We start from the raw sequence: 17,189 nt of genomic DNA, 5'->3' as shown, positions 1-17,189 counted from the left end.
CTCGCGAAGGCGGTGGGTCAGTCACACATGTATCGACTGACACTCTGCATTCGCGAGCAAGCCCGCTCCCACATTTCTTAAACGTGTTGTTTCAGTAGCCATTGGGGGATGCGGCGTTCGAGGTAGTAAGTTGGATGCTTGAGTGATCCATCCACAAACCCCACGTGCCCGCCTTTCGTCGTCAGCTCGAACTCAGTGCACGCCGACAATTCGCTAGCCTCAGGCAAGCTGTGAGCGAATACAAACGGGTCATCGGCGGCGTGAATAATCAGCGTCGGCGTACGAATCTCACCCAAGTAATACCGACTCGACGCGCGGCGATAATAGTCTTCGGCACTCAAGAAGCCATGCAGCGGCGCCGTCACCCGCCCGTCAAAATCCCAGAAGGTGCGCATCTTTTCCAGCGAGCCAAGGGCCTCAAGGGTCTTGAGCCCGTCAGCCCGGCCATCCTGCACAAAGCGGCTTTGTTTGACGCGGATATACGCCAGCATTTCACGCATGAAGTGCTTCTGATACACCCGCGAGAAGCCCAGGCCAATGCGGTCCGCGCATTGATCCAGACGAAACGGCACCGACACCGCCGCAGCGCCCTGTAGCCCTGAAGCTTCACCCGTTTCGCCCAAGTGCTTGAGCAACACATTGCCCCCCAGCGAATACCCCACCGCATACAGCGGCGCCAACGGCCGCTTTGTGCGCAGATGGGCAATCGCCGCCGCCAGGTCTTCACTGGCGCCGGAGTGATAACTGCGTGCCAACAGGTTGGGTTCGCCGGAGCAGCCGCGCCAGTTCAGCGCTGCGCTGGCCCAGCCTTGAGCCGCCAGGGCCTTTTGCAGCCCGGCCACGTAGGGCGAGTTGGACGAGCCGGTCAGCCCGTGCAGCACCAGCACCAATGGCGCTTTCGCGTCATGGGGGCCGTGCCAGTCGAGGTCGAGGAAGTCGCCGTCTTCAAGCCACAGGCGTTCGCGTTGGCGCTCGATATGGGTAGTGGGGCGCCACAGCGGCCCCCACAGGGTTTGCAGGTGGGGGTTGCCGAGGCCGAACGCGGGTTTGAAGGGGGTCATCAAGCTCACTACAGGTTAAGCGGCGCTGCGTTGCCACAACGCGTAATACACCCGCCCTGACTTCTGCTCCCGGTGCAGGCGCCATGAGCCCGGCAGGCCCAGGGTGGACGGCGCGGTCTCGCTTTCAGTGTAGATCCACGCGTCCGGCGCCAGCCACTGGCGCTCTTCCAGCAGCGTACACACGGTGGGCAGCAGGTTCTGGTTGAACGGCGGGTCGAGGAATACCACGTCGTATTCGCTGGCCGGCTGGGTTTCCAGGTAGCGCAGGGCATCGGCGGTTTGTACCTGACCGTTGGTGCAGCGCAGGGTGCCCAGGTGCTCCTTGAGGCTGGAAACCGCCACATTGCTCGCATCCAGCGCCTGAGCCTGGGCGGCGCCACGGGACAGCGCCTCCAGGAACAAGGCGCCGCTCCCCGCGAACGGGTCCAGCACCTTGGCGCCGCCGATGTACGGCGCCAGCCAGTTGAACAGGGTTTCGCGCACGCGGTCCGGCGTGGGGCGCAGGCCTACCACGTCGGGGAAGCTCAGCTTGCGGCTGCCCCATTCACCGCCAATGATGCGCAGTTGGCCCACACCGTTATGCACGTTGTGGACAGGTTTTTTCGGGCGAGATGAACTGGCCATTAATGCTCCGGAACCCCGAGCGGCTGCTCGGCGGGTTTATCAGTGGGGGGCGGTAGTGGCTTTTGCGCAGTCGTCGGGCCGGCGGTCACGATGACCATCTTGTCGGCGCTCAAGTGTTTGTTCATTGCAGCCTTGACCTGCTCTACGGTCAGGGCCTGGGATTGTTTCATGAAATCCTCAAGATAGCTTAGCGGCAGGTTGTAGAAACCCATCGCACCCAGTTGCCCGACGATATCGGCGTTGCTCGCGGTGGACAGCGGGAAGCTGCCGGCCAGCTCGCGCTTGGCGTCATCCAGTTCTTTTTGCGTTGGGCCGGTCTTGAGGTAGTCGGCGACCACGTCTTCCACCAGGCGCAGGGTGCCGCCGCTCATTTCGGCGCGGGTCTGCAGGTTGATCATGAACGGGCCGCGTACCTGCATCGGCGAGAAACCGGAGTACACGCCGTAGGTCAGGCCGCGTTTTTCGCGCACTTCGCTCATCAGGCGGGTGCCAAAGCCACCGCCGCCGAGGATCTGGTTGCCCAGGGACAAGGCTGCGTAGTCCGGGTCGGCACGGTCAATGCCCAGTTGGGCGAACAGCAAGTGCGTCTGCTTGGACGGAAACTCGATATGGCTCAGGCCAGCCTTGGGCTCGGTCGGCTGGGCGATTTTCGCCAGGGCCGGGCCTTTGGGCAGCGAGGCCGAGACTTTGGCGGTCATGGCTTCGGCCTCGGCGCGGGTGAGGTCGCCCACCACCGCAATCACGGCGTTACCCGCTGCGTAAGCCTTGGCGTGGAACGCCTGCAACTGCGCCAGGGAAATCTTCGGAACACTCTGCGGCGTGCCCTCGCTCGGGTGCGCGTAGGGGTGGTCGCCGTAGAGGCGCTTGAACAGTTCAAGGCTGGCCAGCTTGGCCGGGTTCTGCTTCTGGTATTCGAAACCGGCGAGGATCTGGTTCTTGATCCGCGCCAGGGAGTCGGCGGGGAAGGTGGGCTTGCCGATGACCTCGTCAAACAACTTGAGGGCGGCGTCGCGTTTGTCGCTGTCGCTCAGGCTGCGCAAGGACACCAGCGCCATGTCGCGGTAGGCGCCATTGCCAAAGTCTGCACCCAAACCCTCGAAGTCACGGGCGATCTGGCTTACGTCCTTGCCCGGCACACCCTCGTTGAGCATGGCGTTGGTCATCAGCGCCAGGCCCGGTACGTCGCCGTCCTGGCTGCTGCCGGCGGCGAACAGGATGCGCATGTCGAACATCGGCAGCTCATGGGCTTCGACGAACAGCACCTTGGCGCCTTCGGCGGTGGTCCAGGTTTGCACGTCGAGCTTGCGGTTAGTTGGCGCTTTGCCATCCAGCTCAGCCAACGACTGCAGTTTGTTGGCCGATTGGGCTTTTTCCAGCGCCGGGCTGGCGACCGATTCGCTCGGGCGCAGGAAGTACACGGCGCTGGCAGCGATCAGGGTAACGACCACCAGGCCGGGAAAGATCAGGCGGCTGCTTTTGCGATCACTCATGAGCGGTCTCCTGAGGCAGAACATGGGCGACGCTGAGACGTTCGCGGGTGAAATAGGTGCGCGCGGCCTTTTGGATATCTTCCGGGGTCACGCTTTGCAGGTCGGCAAGTTCGGTGTCCATCAGCTTCCAGGACAGGCCCACCGTTTCCAGCGAGCCAATGGCCGTGGCTTGGCTGGTGATGGAGTCACGCTGGTAGACCAGGCCGGCAATGACCTGGGCGCGGATGCGTTCCAGTTCAGCGGCGGTCGGTGGCTTGGCCTTGAGTTCGTCCAGCAGGCGCCACAGGCCGGCTTCGGCTTGGGCAATGGTCTTTTTCTTCTGCTGGTTGGGCGTGGCCGAGAGGGTGAACAAGGTATCGCCACGGGTGTAGGCGTCGTAGTTGGTGGAGGCGGCGGAAACCAATTCCTCACCGCGCTCCAGTTGCTCGGAGATGCGTGCACTGTAGCCGCCGTCCAGCAGGGCCGAGATCAGGCGCAGGGCCTGGACCGAGCGTTTGTCTTCGGCGGTGGCCAGGCCGGGTACGTTGAAACCCAGGATCACGCTGGGCAGTTGGGTCTGTACGCGCATGGTCAGCAGGCGTTCACCGGGCTCGGCCAGTTCCATCGGGATCTTGGCCGGCGGTACGTCACGCTTGGCGATAGGGCCAAAGTAGCGTTGGGCCAGGGTCTTGACCTCGTCCGGCGTCACGTCGCCCACTACCACCAGGGTGGCGTTGTTGGGCACGTACCAGGACTGGTACCAGTGGCGAAGTTCCTCGACCTTCATGCGGTCAAGGTCGGCCATCCAGCCGATGGTCGGCGTGTGGTAGCCGCTGGCCGGGAAGGCCATGGCCTTGAAGCGCTCGTAGGCCTTGGACATCGGGTTATCGTCGGTGCGCAGGCGGCGCTCTTCCTTGATTACCTCGATTTCGCGGCTGAACTCATCGGCCGGCAGGCGCAGGCTGGCCATGCGATCGGCTTCCAGCTCGAACGCCACGCCCAGGCGGTCGCGGGCCAGCACCTGGTAGTAGGCGGTGTAGTCGTCGCTGGTGAAGGCGTTTTCTTCGGCGCCCAGGTCGCGCAGGATCAGCGAGGCTTCGCCTGGGCCGACCTTGGCGCTGCCCTTGAACATCATGTGCTCCAGGGCGTGGGACAAACCGGTCTGGCCTGGGGTTTCGTAGCTCGAACCCACCTTGTACCAAACCTGGGAAACCACCACCGGCGCGCGATGGTCTTCGCGCACGACCACCTTCAGGCCGTTGTCGAGGGTGAATTCATGGGTGGGTTGTGGGTCGGCAGCCAGGGCTGAAAGAGGCAGACAAACTGTGCTGAACAGCAGGCCTGCGGCGTGGCGGGCTAGAGCATTCATTCGTTTTTAAACCTGTTGGGCTGCCCGCTTGGTCTTAGCGTCGGCGGGCGAGGAGGTGCTAGGATACTGATCCGACTTAGGGACGGCCACTGCGGCTGCCCTGTTAAGGCCCGATTTAGGCCTTACAAAATGTTGCGCATGAACGAGCTGGCTAAAAAACAGTCTGTTACGCATCGAATTTTATTTACCGACGCGCCTGATGGCGCGTCGCTACCTTGAGATAGCCGTCTCCATGTTTGGTTCCAACGACGACAAGAAGACCCCAGCCCCGGCTGGCGAGAAGAAAGGCCTGTTCGGATGGCTGCGCAAAAAGCCGCAGGAAACCGTCGAGGAACAGCCACAGGTTCAGGATGAGCCGATTCCTGCACCTATTCCTGAGCCTGTAGCGCCTGAACCTATAGTAGAAGCCGAACCGGTTGCGCCAGCGCCGGTGGTGTTGCCGATGGCCGAGCCGGTGTTGCAGCCGGTCGCCGAGGTTGTGCCAGAGCCAGAACCTGAGCCCGAACACAAACCGTGGCCTGAACTGCCGGTGGCCGAAGAGCCCGTGGCGCTGGTCGAAGATGTACAGGCCGAGCATGTCGCGCCGCCGATTCCGGCCGTGGTTGAAGTGGCTGCGCCTGCGGCTGTCGAGCCTGTTCCCGTCGTTGCGGCTGTCGAAACCAGCAAGACCGGCTTCTTCGCCCGCCTCAAACAGGGCCTGAGCAAGACCAGCGCCAGCATCGGCGAAGGCATGGCCAGCCTGTTCCTGGGCAAAAAGGTCATCGATGACGAACTGCTCGAAGACATCGAAACCCGCCTGCTCACCGCCGACGTGGGTGTCGAAGCCACCGCCGTGATCATCCAGAGCCTCACCCAGAAGGTCGCGCGCAAGCAGCTGACCGACGCCGATGCTCTTTACAAGTCCCTGCAGGCCGAGTTGGCCGCCATGCTCAAACCGGTGGAAGCACCGCTGGTGATCACCCCGAACAAGCCGTTCGTGATCCTGGTGGTGGGCGTCAACGGCGCCGGCAAGACCACCACCATTGGCAAACTGGCCAAGAAGCTGCAGTCCGAAGGCAAGAAAGTCATGCTGGCTGCCGGTGACACCTTCCGTGCCGCTGCAGTGGAGCAACTGCAAGTGTGGGGCGAGCGCAACAAGATCCCGGTGATCGCCCAGCACACCGGCGCAGATTCCGCTTCGGTGATTTTTGACGCCGTGCAAGCTGCCAAGGCCCGCAACATCGACGTGCTGATCGCCGATACCGCCGGTCGCCTGCACACCAAAGACAACTTGATGGAAGAACTGAAAAAAGTGCGCCGCGTGATCGGCAAGCTCGACGCAGACGCCCCGCATGAAGTGCTGCTGGTGCTCGACGCCGGCACCGGTCAGAACGCCATCAGCCAGGCCAAGCAATTCAACCAGACGGTCCAACTGACTGGCCTGGCATTGACTAAGCTCGACGGCACGGCCAAGGGCGGCGTGATCTTTGCCCTGGCCAAACAGTTCGGGTTGCCGATTCGGTATATCGGCGTGGGTGAAGGCATCGACGATCTGCGCACCTTTGAAGCCGAACCCTTTGTAGAAGCACTTTTCGCCGAGCGGGAGCGTTCATGATTCGATTCGAACAGGTCGGTAAACGCTATGCCAACGGGCATGTGGGCTTGCATGAGCTGAGCTTTCGAGTGCGTCGCGGCGAATTCTTGTTTGTAACCGGCCATTCTGGCGCAGGTAAAAGCACCCTGTTGCGCCTGCTGCTGGCCATGGAGCGCCCCACCACCGGCAAACTGCTGTTGGCAGGCCAGGACCTGGCCACCATCAGCAATGCGCAGATTCCCTATCTGCGCCGCCAGATCGGCGTGGTGTTCCAGAATCACCAGCTGCTGTTTGATCGTACTGTGTTCAACAACGTTGCCCTGCCGTTGCAGATCCTCGGGCTGTCCAAGGCCGAGATCGTCAAGCGCGTGGATTCGGCCCTGGAGCGCGTGGCGCTGTCGGATAAAACCGATCTGTATCCCGGCGACCTGTCCACCGGCCAGCAACAGCGCGTCGGCATTGCCCGCGCCATTGTGCATCGCCCGGCCTTGCTGCTGGCGGACGAACCCACCGGTAACCTCGACCCGCGCTTGGCGGCCGAGATCATGGGGGTGTTCGAAGACATCAACCGTTTGGGTACCAGCGTATTGATCGCCAGCCACGACCTGGCACTGATCGCACGCATGCGCCACCGCATGCTGACCCTGCAACGCGGCCGCCTGATTGGTGACGGGGAGGCCGGCGTATGAGTGCCACACGCAGCCCTAAAGTCTCTGAACGCGTGGCGCCCAAAGCCGCCGACCCGCAACCGCCGAAGAAAAAGCACGATCATGACGATGATGGCCCGGACTTCAGCACCTTGCTGCGCGCCTGGATCGAAAGCCACCGCGCCAGCCTGCTGGACAGCCTGCGTCGCCTGGGCAAACAGCCGATTGGCAGCTTTTTCACCTGTCTGGTCATGGCCGTGGCCTTGAGCCTGCCCATGGGCTTGTCGCTGCTGCTCAATAATGTGGAACGCCTGGGCGGCTCCTGGCAGCGTGCGGCGCAGATTTCCCTGTACCTGAACATTGATGCCAGCGCCAAGGACGGTGAGTCCCTGCGCGATGACATCAAGAACCTGCCGGGAGTGGCCGATGCCGAGTACATCAGCCGCGACCAGGCCCTGGAAGAGTTCCAGCAACAATCCGGCCTGGGCGAGGCGCTCAAGGAGCTGCCGCAGAACCCGCTGCCGGGCGTGGTGCTGGTGACGCCCAATGAAGTCGACAAGCCTGCCCTGGAAGCGCTGCGACAAAAACTCGCAGAGATGCCCAAGGTGCAACAGGCGCAGCTTGATCTAGTCTGGGTAGAGCGCCTGGCGGCGATCCTCAAGCTGGGTGATCGCTTTGTGTTCGGTTTGACGGTGCTGTTGGTGTCTGCATTACTTTTGGTGATAGGTAATACCATTCGTCTTCATATTGAAAACCGTCGCACCGAGATAGAAGTGATTAAACTGGTCGGCGGCACAGACAGCTATGTGCGTCGTCCTTTTCTGTACATGGGCGCGCTTTATGGCTTTGGTGCCGGGATTTTGTCCTGGGGCGTGCTGGCGTTTGGCCTGGACTGGCTGAACGACGCGGTAATCGGGCTGGCCGGGTTGTACGGCAGTGATTTCGCCCTGGCGGGCGTGCCGGTAGCCGATGGTCTGAGTCTCTTGCTTGGCGCGGTATTGTTGGGGTATATCGGTGCGTGGATTGCGGTCGCTCGTCATTTACGTGAGTTGGCACCGAAGTAGTTAATGTCAGATTAATGTGGTTTCGTTTGTATTGACCGTATCAGTGGTTTAGGGAACTTGTCCTACGGTTTCCGGTCAATTTTCGCAGTGCTGAACTGCACGAGTTATGTAAGTCGGAGGTTTCGTATGACCACTTCTTTGCAACCTGCTTATGCTCTGGTCCCAGGTGCAAACCTGGAGGCGTATGTGCACACGGTCAACAGCATTCCATTGCTGACGCCCGAGCAGGAGCGTGAACTGGCCGAGAGTCTCTATTATGAGCAGGATTTGGGGGCGGCTCGGCAGATGGTGCTCGCCCACCTGCGTTTTGTTGTACATATCGCCCGTAGCTATAGCGGCTACGGCCTGGCGCAGGCTGACCTGATCCAGGAAGGCAACGTCGGCCTGATGAAGGCTGTGAAACGCTTCAACCCTGAGATGGGTGTGCGTCTTGTGTCGTTTGCGGTGCACTGGATCAAGGCGGAAATCCACGAGTTCATCCTGCGCAACTGGCGCATCGTGAAAGTGGCGACCACCAAGGCCCAGCGCAAGCTGTTCTTCAACCTGCGCAGCCAGAAAAAACGCCTGGCGTGGCTGAACAACGAGGAAGTCCACCGCGTGGCCGAAAGCCTCGGCGTGGAGCCCCGTGAAGTGCGCGAAATGGAAAGCCGCCTGACCGGTCATGACATGGCCTTCGACCCGGCCGCCGAAGCGGACGACGACAGCGCCTTCCAATCGCCGGCCAACTACCTGGAAGACCACCGGTACGACCCGGCGCGTCAACTGGAGGATGCGGACTGGAGCGACAACTCCAACCACAACCTGCATGAAGCGCTGGAAGTGCTGGACGACCGCAGCCGTGACATCCTCTACCAGCGCTGGCTGGCGGAAGACAAAGCCACGCTGCACGACCTGGCGCAGAAGTACAACGTGTCGGCCGAGCGGATTCGTCAGCTTGAGAAAAGCGCGATGAACAAGCTGAAACTGTCGATCGCGGCCTAACCCAGCTGGCAACACTGGGTCAAAAATGTGGGAGGGGGCTTGCTCCCGATAGCAGAGTTTCGGTCAGCATGAAAGTGACTGGTCCACCGCTATCGGGAGCAAGTCGAATCGTCGCACCGCCCCTCCCACATTTTTTCTGTGTTGTGTCAGTCGGACCAGGGGGCCTTGCGGGTGTTGTTGAGTTCGACCAGATAGCCATCACCGCCCAGTTGACTCATCTGCTGGCGAATCCACGCAGCGCGCCGTGCCACATAGGCGGTTGGATGACTGGCGCTCCAAACCCTGGGATTGGGCAACACCGCAGCCAAATAACTGGCCTGCTGACGCGAAAGCCCCTTGGCACTCACCCCAAAGTGATGCCGCGCCGCCGCTTCTGCGCCAAACACCCCTTCATCCCATTCCACGCTGTTGAGGTACACCTCAAGAATCCGCTGCTTGGGCCACAGTATTTCGATCAGCCCGGTAAACCAGGCCTCCAGCCCTTTGCGCAGATAGCTACGGCCGGCCCACAGGAACAGGTTCTTCGACACCTGCTGGCTCAGCGTACTGGCGCCGCGAATCGAACCACCGCGCTCGTTGTGCAGGATTGCCGCCTGGATAGCGCCAAAATCAAAGCCCCAATGCTGGGGGAAGCGCTGGTCTTCACCGGCCATCACCGCCACTTTCAGGTCATCGGAGATTTCGTCCCACGGCACCCACGTGCGCTGCAGGTCAATGGGCTCGCCGTCGAACCAGGATTCGACCTTGCGTTCCACCATCAGCGCAGTGAAAGGCGGCGGGACGACACGAAACAGCAGCACCAACAGCACACTGGCGATGGCAAACCATTTCACGACGTTGAGAAAGCGTTTGAAGAGGAGACGCAGCATAGAGATGGCTTGGCCGAACCCGTTGAGCGGGCCATTATACAGACCCTGCCCCCCGAGTCTGACTGGAGTTCCTTATGCTGCGTAGCTTTCTGATGCTGGCTGCCTTTTTCGGCTTCACCGGTGTTGCCCTCGGCGCCTTCGCCGCCCACGGCCTGAAAAACCGCCTGAGCGCCGAATACCTGGCGATTTTCCACACCGGTGTGACCTACCAACTGGTGCATGCCCTGGCCTTGTTCGGCGTGGCCTTGCTGGCGGCGCACCTGCCGGGCCGTGTGGTCACATGGGCTGGCATCTCTTTTGTCGTCGGTATCCTGTTGTTCTCCGGCAGCCTGTATGTGCTGACCATGACCGGCATCAGCAAGCTGGGCATCATCACGCCGTTTGGCGGGTTGGCGTTCCTGCTGGGCTGGTTCTTCCTGGGGTTGGCGGCGTGGCGCTTGCAGGTGATCTGACCGAGGGACTTGGGTCAGCAACCGGGATCGGGCTAGAATGCCGACCCCTAAAAACGATGGCGGCCCGTGGCATGCGCATTCAGTTGAACGGCGAATCCTTTGAACTGCCCGACGGTGAAACCGTTGCGGCCCTGCTGACCCGTCTGGACTTGACCGGGCGCCGCGTCGCAGTGGAACTCAACCTGGATATCGTCCCGCGTAGCCTGCACGCCGAAACCGCGCTCACCGAAGGTGACCAGGTCGAAGTGGTCCACGCCATTGGCGGCGGCTAGTCGCGCAGCTTCCTGAATTCTGCAGAACCTCACCCCATTTCGAGGATTTCCCATGAGCATCGTTCGTAGCGACAAGCCCTTCGTCCTGGCCGGTCGTACCTACCAGTCCCGTCTGCTGGTCGGCACCGGCAAGTACCGCGACATGGAAGAAACCCGCCTGGCCATCGAGGCCTCGGGCGCCGAGATCGTCACCTTCGCCGTGCGCCGCACCAACCTGGGCCAGATCGAAGGCGAGCCGAACCTGCTCGAAGTGCTGTCGCCGGATCGCTACACCTTCCTGCCCAACACCGCCGGTTGCTACGACGCCATTGAAGCCGTGCGCACCTGCCGCCTGGCCCGTGAGCTGCTCGACGGTCACAACCTGGTGAAGCTCGAAGTGCTGGCCGACCAGAAAACCCTGTTCCCCAACGTGATCGAAACCCTCAAGGCCGCAGAAACCTTGGTCAAGGAAGGCTTTGACGTGATGGTCTACACCAGCGATGACCCGATCATCGCCCGCCAACTGGCCGAGATCGGCTGCATCGCCGTGATGCCGCTGGCCGGTCTGATCGGTTCGGGCCTGGGTATCTGCAACCCGTACAACCTGCAGATCATCCTCGAAGAAGCCAAGATCCCGGTGCTGGTGGATGCGGGCGTGGGCACGGCCTCCGACGCAACCATCGCCATGGAGCTGGGCTGCGATGCGGTGCTGATGAACTCGGCCATCGCCCATGCCCAGCAACCAATCATGATGGCCGAAGCCATGAACCACGCCATCGTCGCGGGCCGTTTGGCCTACCTCGCCGGGCGCATGCCGAAAAAACTCTACGCCAGCGCCTCCTCGCCGCTGGATGGTCTGATCAAGTAAGAGCCATTGATGACTGAATCAAACGAAACGCCTAGCACCCTGGAAGAAGGCGACGAGTCCAAGCACCGCCGCATCAAGAGTTTTGTGATGCGCGCCGGTCGCATGACCGAAGGCCAGCAAAAAGGCCTGGAACAAGGTACGCCGCTGTTCGTGTTGCCCCTGGCCGATGCGCCGGTGGACTACGACCAGGTGTTCGGCCGCTCGGCACCGCGCTCCCTGGAGATCGGCTTTGGCATGGGCCACTCCCTGCTGGAAATGGCCGCTGCCGCGCCAGAGCAGGACTTTATCGGCGTTGAAGTTCACCGCCCTGGCGTGGGCGCGCTGCTCAATGGCGTGCTGACCCAAGGCCTGACCAACCTGCGAGTGTATGACTGCGACGCGATCGAAGTGCTCAACCGCTGCATCGCCGACAACAGCCTCGACCGCCTGATGCTGTTCTTCCCGGACCCATGGCACAAAGCCCGTCACCACAAGCGCCGCATCGTCCAGGCTTCCTTCGCAGAGCTGGTACGCAGCAAGCTGAAAGTGGGCGGCATTCTGCACATGGCCACTGACTGGGAACCGTATGCCGAATACATGCTGGAAGTGATGAACGTCGCCCCTGGCTATCGCAACATCGCCGAAGACGGCAAATGCGTGCCGCGCCCGGCTGAGCGGCCGATCACCAAGTTCGAACGTCGCGGTGAGCGACTCGGGCATGGTGTGTGGGATTTGAAGTTCGAGAAGCTGGCTTAACCCGCCACTGGCTTGAAATGCAATCAAATGTGGGAGGGGGCTTGCTCCCGATAGCGGCGGGTCAGTTAAACATTTGTTTGCTGACACACTGCAATCGGGAGCAAGCCCCCTCCCACATTTGATCTATGTTGTTCTGGCATCAGCGGCGGTCTGCGACTACGCCAATCAGTACCAGCACCACCACCAACACCGGCGCCAGGCTGTAGTTATTGAACTGGCTCAACCCTCGCACAATCCACGGCGTGGCATAGATCAACGCGGCACCGCTGCCGATCATGCACACCAACGCCATCAGTGGCACCCGCAGCGCCCCGGCAATGCTGCCCAGGCGGGCTTCGACCCAGCCCTTGATATCGGCGCCAAACAGCACCAGCAAACAGCCCACCAGGGCCAGGGAGATTTCCGACAGGTTGCTGCGGCTCCAGCGGGATACGGTGGCGAGCAGGTCGAGTACCAAATCCATTCGATTTCCTTAGAGCGATCAGCTCAAAAACTTCTGCAACAGGTCATTGAGAAAGAGTTGCCCACGGTCGGTCGCCGCCAGGCGTGACGGTTCGACCTGCATTAAGCCACTTTGTTCTGCGTCCTTACGGCCTTCGTCCAGGCTTGCCAGGTCGAGGCCGGTGCGTTCGGCGTACAGCTTGGCCTCAACGCCCTCGGTAAGGCGCAACGCGTTCATCAGGAACTCGAATGGGAGTTCCTCGTTGGTCAGTTCTTTCGCACCGGCCTGGAAGCTTTTGGCTGGGTTGAGGTAGTCCTTCGGCGCGCGGGTCTTCCAGGTGCGCACGATACGCCCGTCCGGGTGGCTGAGCTTGCCGTGGGCACCGGCGCCAATACCGATAAAGTCGCCAAAGCTCCAGTAATTCAGGTTATGCCGCGCCGGGCGGCCGGGTTGGGCATAGGCCGACACTTCGTACTGCGCGTAACCGTGTTCGGCCAGCAGTGCCTGGCCGGCTTCCTGGATGTCCCACAGGGTGTCGTCTTCTGGCAGCGCAGGCGGCTGGTTCCAGAACACGGTGTTGGGTTCCAGGGTCAGTTGGTACCAGGACAAGTGCGTGGGTTTGAGTGCGATAGCTTGGCGCAGGTCGCCCAGGGCATCGTCCAACGACTGGTTGGGTAAACCATGCATCAGATCCAGGTTGAAATTATCGAACCCGGCCTGACGCGCCATGCCGGCCGCACGCACGGCTTCATCGCCGTTGTGGATACGCCCCAGGGCTTCAAGTTTTTCCTGCTGGAAACTCTGGATGCCGATGGACAGGCGATTGATCCCCAGCTTGCGGTACGCCACGAACTTTTCTTGCTCGAAGGTGCCGGGGTTGGCTTCCAGGGTGATCTCGATATCGCTGGCAAACGGGATACGTGCTTCCACGCCCTTGAGCAAGCGGCCCAGCGCAGCGGCGCTGAACAGGCTCGGCGTACCACCACCGAAAAAGATCGAGCTCAGTTCACGGCCGTAGACAGCGTGCAGGTCTTGATCGAGGTCGGCCAGCAGGGCGTCCACATACTCTTCTTCCGGCAGCACCTTGCTGGCGGTGTGGGAGTTGAAGTCGCAATACGGGCATTTGCGCACACACCACGGGATGTGGATGTACAGCGCCAGGGGCGGCAGCAACGGCAGCGCCGCCCGTGGCGTTTGCGCGCCGCCGTGGATCAGCGGCTGCGCAGAGGTGTTTTGGGTCATTTCAGGCTCAAGCGTTGGCGCAGCAAATCCATTGCGCGGGCGCGGTGGCTGATCTGGTTCTTGTCGGCCGGGCTCAGCTCGGCGCTGGAGACATTGCGCTCCGGCACCCAGAACAGCGGGTCGTAGCCAAAGCCATGTTCGCCGCTGGCCGCATGCAGGATGCGCCCGTGCCACAGGCCTTCGCACAGGATGGGCAGCGGGTCGTCGGCGTGGCGCACCAGGGCCAGCACGCAAACGAACTGCGCGCCGCGTTCTGAATCGGGCACGTCCTTGAGGGCTTCGAGCAGCTTGGCGTTGTTGGCCGCATCGCCCTTGCCGTCGGCATAACGGGCCGAATAGATGCCAGGAGCACCGCCCAGATAATCCACCGCCAGGCCCGAGTCGTCCGCCAGCGCCGGCAGGCCCGAGATACGTGCTGCGTTGCGCGCCTTGAGAATGGCGTTTTCGACGAACGACAGGCCGGTCTCTTCCGGCTCCACCTGGCTGAACTCGCCGATGGAGCGCAGTTGCACGGCGTTGCCGAGCATCGCCTGCAGTTCTTTGAGTTTGCCGGCGTTATGGCTGGCCAGTACGAGTTGGGTAAGGTTCATCATTCGGCCGGGAACAGTTCTTGGTTGAATTGGAAGCTATGGGCTTTGCCGCCGGTTTCAACGTTGATGATAAAAGTCTTGTACTCACGCTGGGTGACAGAGTACGGCGCGAGGTAGTTGATCCCGCCTTTCTCGTTGATCTGCTTGAAGGTCAGCACCTCACTCTTGCCGCCCAGGTCCTTGATGGTGCCGGTCACCTGTGCTGCCACCGGGGTAACGCCCTTGATCACGGTCACGTTGATCAAACCCTTGTTCTTGCTGCGTACCACGCCGACGGCCTGGGCGGTTTCCGGTTGCAGGAAGCTGGAGGTGAAGGTGTTGTAGTGAACGGTGATGTCGCCGAAGTCTTTCTTGCGATTAGCGTCGATAGTGTCTGCGGCCATGGCGCTTGCGCCCAGGCAGGCAGTCAGTAGAAAAATAGCCAAACGACTCATGATCGTGCCTCTTGAAGATGATTAGACGGCAATTTTGTGGTCGGTCAGGCCAGGACTGCTGACCCGGTAAATACCGATTTCGCCCAACAGATTGGGCCATAGTTTACTCGCCCAGCCGTGGCGGTGCTGTTGATCGACGGCAAGGCGGTTGATCACCTTGGCTTCACGCTCGCCACACAAGGCTTCGAAGTCTTCGAAGGTGCAGAAGTGGATGTTCGGCGTGTTGTACCAGGTGTACGGCAGGAAGTCCGACACCGGCATGCGGCCCTTGGTGGCCAGGTACCAGCGGCAGCGCCAGTGACCGAAGTTGGGGAAGGTGATGATGCACTGGCGGCCCACCCGCAGCATTTCGTCGAGGATGCGGTCCGGGTAGTGCACGGCCTGCAGGGCCTGGGTCATCACCACGATATCGAAGCTGTTGCTGGCAAAGTTGCCCAGGCCCTTGTCCAGGTCCTGCTCGATCACGTTGATGCCCTTGGCCACGCACTGGGCGATGTTGTCCGGGTCGTTTTCCAGGCCGTAGCCAGTGACTTGCTTGTGGTCGCGCAGCCAGCTCAGCAGTTCGCCATCGCCGCAGCCCAGGTCGAGCACGCGGCTGCCGGCGGGGATCCATTCTTGGATGATGTCCAGGTCGGCTCTCATGGCGTTCTCACAAAGTAATTCGATTCATGTAGTTGCTGAACGCCTGCAAGTAGCGCGGGATCGGGATCAGGAAGGCATCGTGGCCTTGCGGAGCGTCGATCTCCAGGTAGCAGACGTCTTTGCGTGCGGCCATCAGTGCATCCACCAGCTCACGGGAGCGGGCCGGCGAGAAACGCCAGTCGGTGGTGAACGACATCACGCAGAACTTGGCCTTGGCGCCTTCGAAGGTTTTTGCCAAGTCGTCGTCGTGGTTGGCCGCCGGGTCGAAGTAATCCAGGGCCTTGGTCATCAGCAGGTAGGTGTTGGCGTCGAAACGCCCGGAAAACTCCTCGCCCTGATAACGCAGGTAGCTTTCGACCTGGAACTCGACGCTGTGGAAGTCGTAGTTGAGCTTCTCGCTCTTGAGGCCACGGCCGAATTTTTCGCCCATGGAGTCATCGGACAGGTAGGTGATGTGCCCCACCATCCGCGCCAGCATCAGGCCGCGCTTGGGAATCACACCGGCTTCCTGGAACGAACCGCCGTGGAACTCGGGGTCGGTGAGGATGGCCTGGCGCGCCACTTCGTTGAAGGCGATGTTCTGCGCCGACAGCTTGGGCGCCGAAGCGATTGCCAGGCAATGGCGCACACGCTCGGGGTAGGTGATGGTCCATTGCAGCGCCTGCATGCCGCCCAGGCTGCCACCGATCACGGCGGCCCACTGGTTGACGCCCAGCAGGTCGGCAAGACGTGCCTGGCTGTGCACCCAGTCTTCCACGGTGAGTACCGGGAAGTCGGCACCGAACGGCTTGCCGGTTTCCGGGTTGACGCTGCTGGGGCCGGTGGAGCCGTTGCAGCCGCCCAGGTTGTTGAGGCTGACCACAAAGAACTTGTTGGTGTCGATGGGTTTGCCGGGGCCGATGCAACTGTCCCACCAGCCGGGTTTGCGATCGTCGGCAGAGTGAAAACCGGCCGCATGATGATGGCCGGACAGGGCATGGCAGATCAGCACGGCGTTGGTCGCCGTGGCGTTCAGTTGGCCGTAGGTTTCGTAAATCAGGTCATAGGCAGGCAGCGAACGGCCGCAGGCCAAGGCCAGCGGTTCGCTGAAGTGCGCCACTTGGGGCACGACCAGTCCAACAGAATCGGGGGGAAAGGCAGCTGGCATCGACCCTGCTCTCGTTTAAATGAGGCGTAAGTCTAAAGAGCGGGGCCTTAAGCGGCAAGCAAACCCCTGCTTCAGCGAGCAGATACATAATGTGGGAGGGGGCAAGCCCCCTCCCACATTTTTACTGCGGTGAATCAGATCAGGCCGAACAGTTCTTTAGGCATGAACGCGTAAAACGCCAACCGCGGAATCACCCAGCTTTGCACCAACTGAATCGCGATGAACGCAAAGATCGGCGAAATATCCAGGCCGCCCAGGTTAGGGATCAACCGGCGGAACGGCGCCAGCACCGGCTCGGTAATCTGGTAGACCAGCTCAGCGCCAGGGCTGCGGCTGCCCGGTGCGACCCACGACAGGATCACGCTGATGATCATCGACCAGAAAATGATCTTCAAAAACAGCGAGAAGATACCGATCAGCGCCCATGGCAGCAGCAGGACGGTGAAGGCCTGGTAGCCGTTGAGCGTCAGGACCACCACAAACAGCAGGATCTGCAGCAGCAGTGCCAGCACCAGTGACGACATGTCCAGGCCGAACAGGCTAGGGATGACCCGGCGCAATGGCTTGAGCAAGGGTTGGGTCGCCTTGACCACGAATTGGCACAGCGGGTTGTAGAAGTTCGCCCGCACCAGTTGCAGGATAAAACGCATCAGCACGATCAGCAGGTAAAGGCTGCCCAAGGTCTGGATGATGAAAATAAGCGCGTCATTGATTCCGAGCATGTTTGAT

The 17,189-nt window shown here is 61.3% G+C and carries 20 protein-coding genes; 8 read left to right on the top strand and 12 right to left on the bottom strand.

Going from position 1 to position 17,189, the window contains the following annotated elements:
• Nucleotides 1-77 precede the first annotated feature (77 nt).
• From DYL59_RS17645 to DYL59_RS17630, 4 genes are read right to left on the bottom strand one after another with little or no spacing between them, the layout of a single operon-like run.
• Complete coding sequence (locus tag DYL59_RS17645; RefSeq protein ID WP_135290294.1) at nt 78-1,061, bottom strand: hydrolase; 984 nt, start codon at nt 1,059-1,061, stop codon at nt 78-80.
• A 15-nt stretch (nt 1,062-1,076) separates the two neighbouring features.
• Nucleotides 1,077-1,685 carry a 16S rRNA (guanine(966)-N(2))-methyltransferase RsmD gene (gene rsmD / locus DYL59_RS17640; RefSeq protein ID WP_135290293.1) on the bottom strand — a complete coding sequence of 203 codons (609 nt, stop codon included), beginning with the start codon at nt 1,683-1,685 and terminating at the stop codon, nt 1,077-1,079.
• Nucleotides 1,685-3,175, bottom strand: a complete 1,491-nt coding sequence (locus DYL59_RS17635) for a M16 family metallopeptidase (RefSeq protein WP_135290292.1) — start codon at nt 3,173-3,175, stop codon at nt 1,685-1,687. The genes rsmD and DYL59_RS17635 overlap by 1 nt, the downstream gene beginning before the upstream one ends.
• Entirely contained in the window at nt 3,168-4,523 is a 1,356-nt protein-coding gene (locus DYL59_RS17630; protein ID WP_135290291.1) for a M16 family metallopeptidase, read from the bottom strand. The genes DYL59_RS17635 and DYL59_RS17630 overlap by 8 nt, the downstream gene beginning before the upstream one ends.
• Before the next feature lie 232 nt (nt 4,524-4,755).
• Here DYL59_RS17630 and ftsY point away from each other — a divergent pair, with 232 nt between their 5' ends.
• From ftsY to rpoH, 4 genes are all read left to right on the top strand, one after another.
• Nucleotides 4,756-6,117, top strand: coding sequence for a signal recognition particle-docking protein FtsY (gene ftsY / locus DYL59_RS17625; RefSeq protein ID WP_135290298.1), 1,362 nt, complete (start codon nt 4,756-4,758; stop codon nt 6,115-6,117).
• Nucleotides 6,114-6,785, top strand: a complete 672-nt coding sequence (gene ftsE / locus DYL59_RS17620) for a cell division ATP-binding protein FtsE (RefSeq protein WP_135290290.1) — start codon at nt 6,114-6,116, stop codon at nt 6,783-6,785. Before ftsY ends, ftsE begins: the two co-directional genes overlap by 4 nt.
• Complete coding sequence (gene ftsX, locus DYL59_RS17615) at nt 6,782-7,807, top strand: permease-like cell division protein FtsX (RefSeq protein ID WP_135290289.1); 1,026 nt, start codon at nt 6,782-6,784, stop codon at nt 7,805-7,807. The genes ftsE and ftsX overlap by 4 nt, the downstream gene beginning before the upstream one ends.
• A gap of 126 nt (nt 7,808-7,933) precedes the next feature.
• Nucleotides 7,934-8,788, top strand: coding sequence for an RNA polymerase sigma factor RpoH (rpoH, locus tag DYL59_RS17610; RefSeq protein WP_016972967.1), 855 nt, complete (start codon nt 7,934-7,936; stop codon nt 8,786-8,788).
• A 146-nt stretch (nt 8,789-8,934) separates the two neighbouring features.
• On the opposite strand, the gene mtgA is transcribed toward rpoH, so the two are convergent.
• A complete protein-coding gene (gene mtgA / locus DYL59_RS17605; RefSeq protein ID WP_135290288.1) occupies nt 8,935-9,657 on the bottom strand; it encodes a monofunctional biosynthetic peptidoglycan transglycosylase in 723 nt (240 codons plus the stop codon).
• 74 nt (nt 9,658-9,731) lie between these two features.
• On the opposite strand from mtgA, the gene DYL59_RS17600 reads away from it, so the two are divergent.
• The 4 genes from DYL59_RS17600 (at nt 9,732) to trmB (ending at nt 11,963) form a co-directional block, all read left to right on the top strand.
• Nucleotides 9,732-10,109 (top strand): DUF423 domain-containing protein, encoded by a 378-nt coding sequence (locus DYL59_RS17600; protein WP_122488760.1) that lies wholly within the window; start codon nt 9,732-9,734, stop codon nt 10,107-10,109.
• A 71-nt stretch (nt 10,110-10,180) separates the two neighbouring features.
• Nucleotides 10,181-10,381 (top strand): sulfur carrier protein ThiS, encoded by a 201-nt coding sequence (gene thiS, locus DYL59_RS17595; protein WP_015886354.1) that lies wholly within the window; start codon nt 10,181-10,183, stop codon nt 10,379-10,381.
• Nucleotides 10,382-10,433: 52 nt separating this feature from the next.
• Complete coding sequence (locus tag DYL59_RS17590; protein WP_015886353.1) at nt 10,434-11,228, top strand: thiazole synthase; 795 nt, start codon at nt 10,434-10,436, stop codon at nt 11,226-11,228.
• A gap of 9 nt (nt 11,229-11,237) precedes the next feature.
• Entirely contained in the window at nt 11,238-11,963 is a 726-nt protein-coding gene (gene trmB, locus DYL59_RS17585) for a tRNA (guanosine(46)-N7)-methyltransferase TrmB (RefSeq protein WP_135290287.1), read from the top strand.
• 139 nt (nt 11,964-12,102) lie between these two features.
• Here trmB and DYL59_RS17580 read toward each other — a convergent pair whose 3' ends face one another.
• From DYL59_RS17580 to DYL59_RS17550, 7 genes are all read right to left on the bottom strand, one after another.
• The gene (locus tag DYL59_RS17580) at nt 12,103-12,426 is read right to left on the bottom strand and encodes a DUF3392 domain-containing protein (RefSeq protein WP_016972961.1); all 324 of its coding nucleotides are present in this window, start codon (nt 12,424-12,426) and stop codon (nt 12,103-12,105) included.
• A gap of 18 nt (nt 12,427-12,444) precedes the next feature.
• Nucleotides 12,445-13,647 (bottom strand): radical SAM family heme chaperone HemW, encoded by a 1,203-nt coding sequence (gene hemW / locus DYL59_RS17575; protein WP_135290286.1) that lies wholly within the window; start codon nt 13,645-13,647, stop codon nt 12,445-12,447.
• Entirely contained in the window at nt 13,644-14,240 is a 597-nt protein-coding gene (gene rdgB / locus DYL59_RS17570) for an RdgB/HAM1 family non-canonical purine NTP pyrophosphatase (RefSeq protein ID WP_135290285.1), read from the bottom strand. The genes hemW and rdgB overlap by 4 nt, the downstream gene beginning before the upstream one ends.
• Nucleotides 14,237-14,671, bottom strand: a complete 435-nt coding sequence (locus DYL59_RS17565; RefSeq protein WP_122488764.1) for a DUF4426 domain-containing protein — start codon at nt 14,669-14,671, stop codon at nt 14,237-14,239. Before DYL59_RS17565 ends, rdgB begins: the two co-directional genes overlap by 4 nt.
• Before the next feature lie 21 nt (nt 14,672-14,692).
• Nucleotides 14,693-15,313 (bottom strand): methionine biosynthesis protein MetW, encoded by a 621-nt coding sequence (gene metW, locus DYL59_RS17560; protein ID WP_135290284.1) that lies wholly within the window; start codon nt 15,311-15,313, stop codon nt 14,693-14,695.
• A 7-nt stretch (nt 15,314-15,320) separates the two neighbouring features.
• Nucleotides 15,321-16,460 (bottom strand): homoserine O-succinyltransferase MetX, encoded by a 1,140-nt coding sequence (gene metX, locus DYL59_RS17555; RefSeq protein ID WP_135290283.1) that lies wholly within the window; start codon nt 16,458-16,460, stop codon nt 15,321-15,323.
• A 134-nt stretch (nt 16,461-16,594) separates the two neighbouring features.
• Nucleotides 16,595-17,182, bottom strand: a complete 588-nt coding sequence (locus DYL59_RS17550; RefSeq protein WP_135290282.1) for a YggT family protein — start codon at nt 17,180-17,182, stop codon at nt 16,595-16,597.
• Nucleotides 17,183-17,189: the final 7 nt, after the last annotated feature.

Origin of the sequence: Pseudomonas kairouanensis, from assembly GCF_004682055.1 — a bacterium.
In the GTDB taxonomy this organism is placed as follows: Bacteria; Pseudomonadota; Gammaproteobacteria; order Pseudomonadales; family Pseudomonadaceae; genus Aquipseudomonas; species Aquipseudomonas kairouanensis.
The sequence above is the reverse complement of the archived record's forward strand: the minus strand, read 5'-3'. Positions and strand labels throughout refer to the sequence as shown.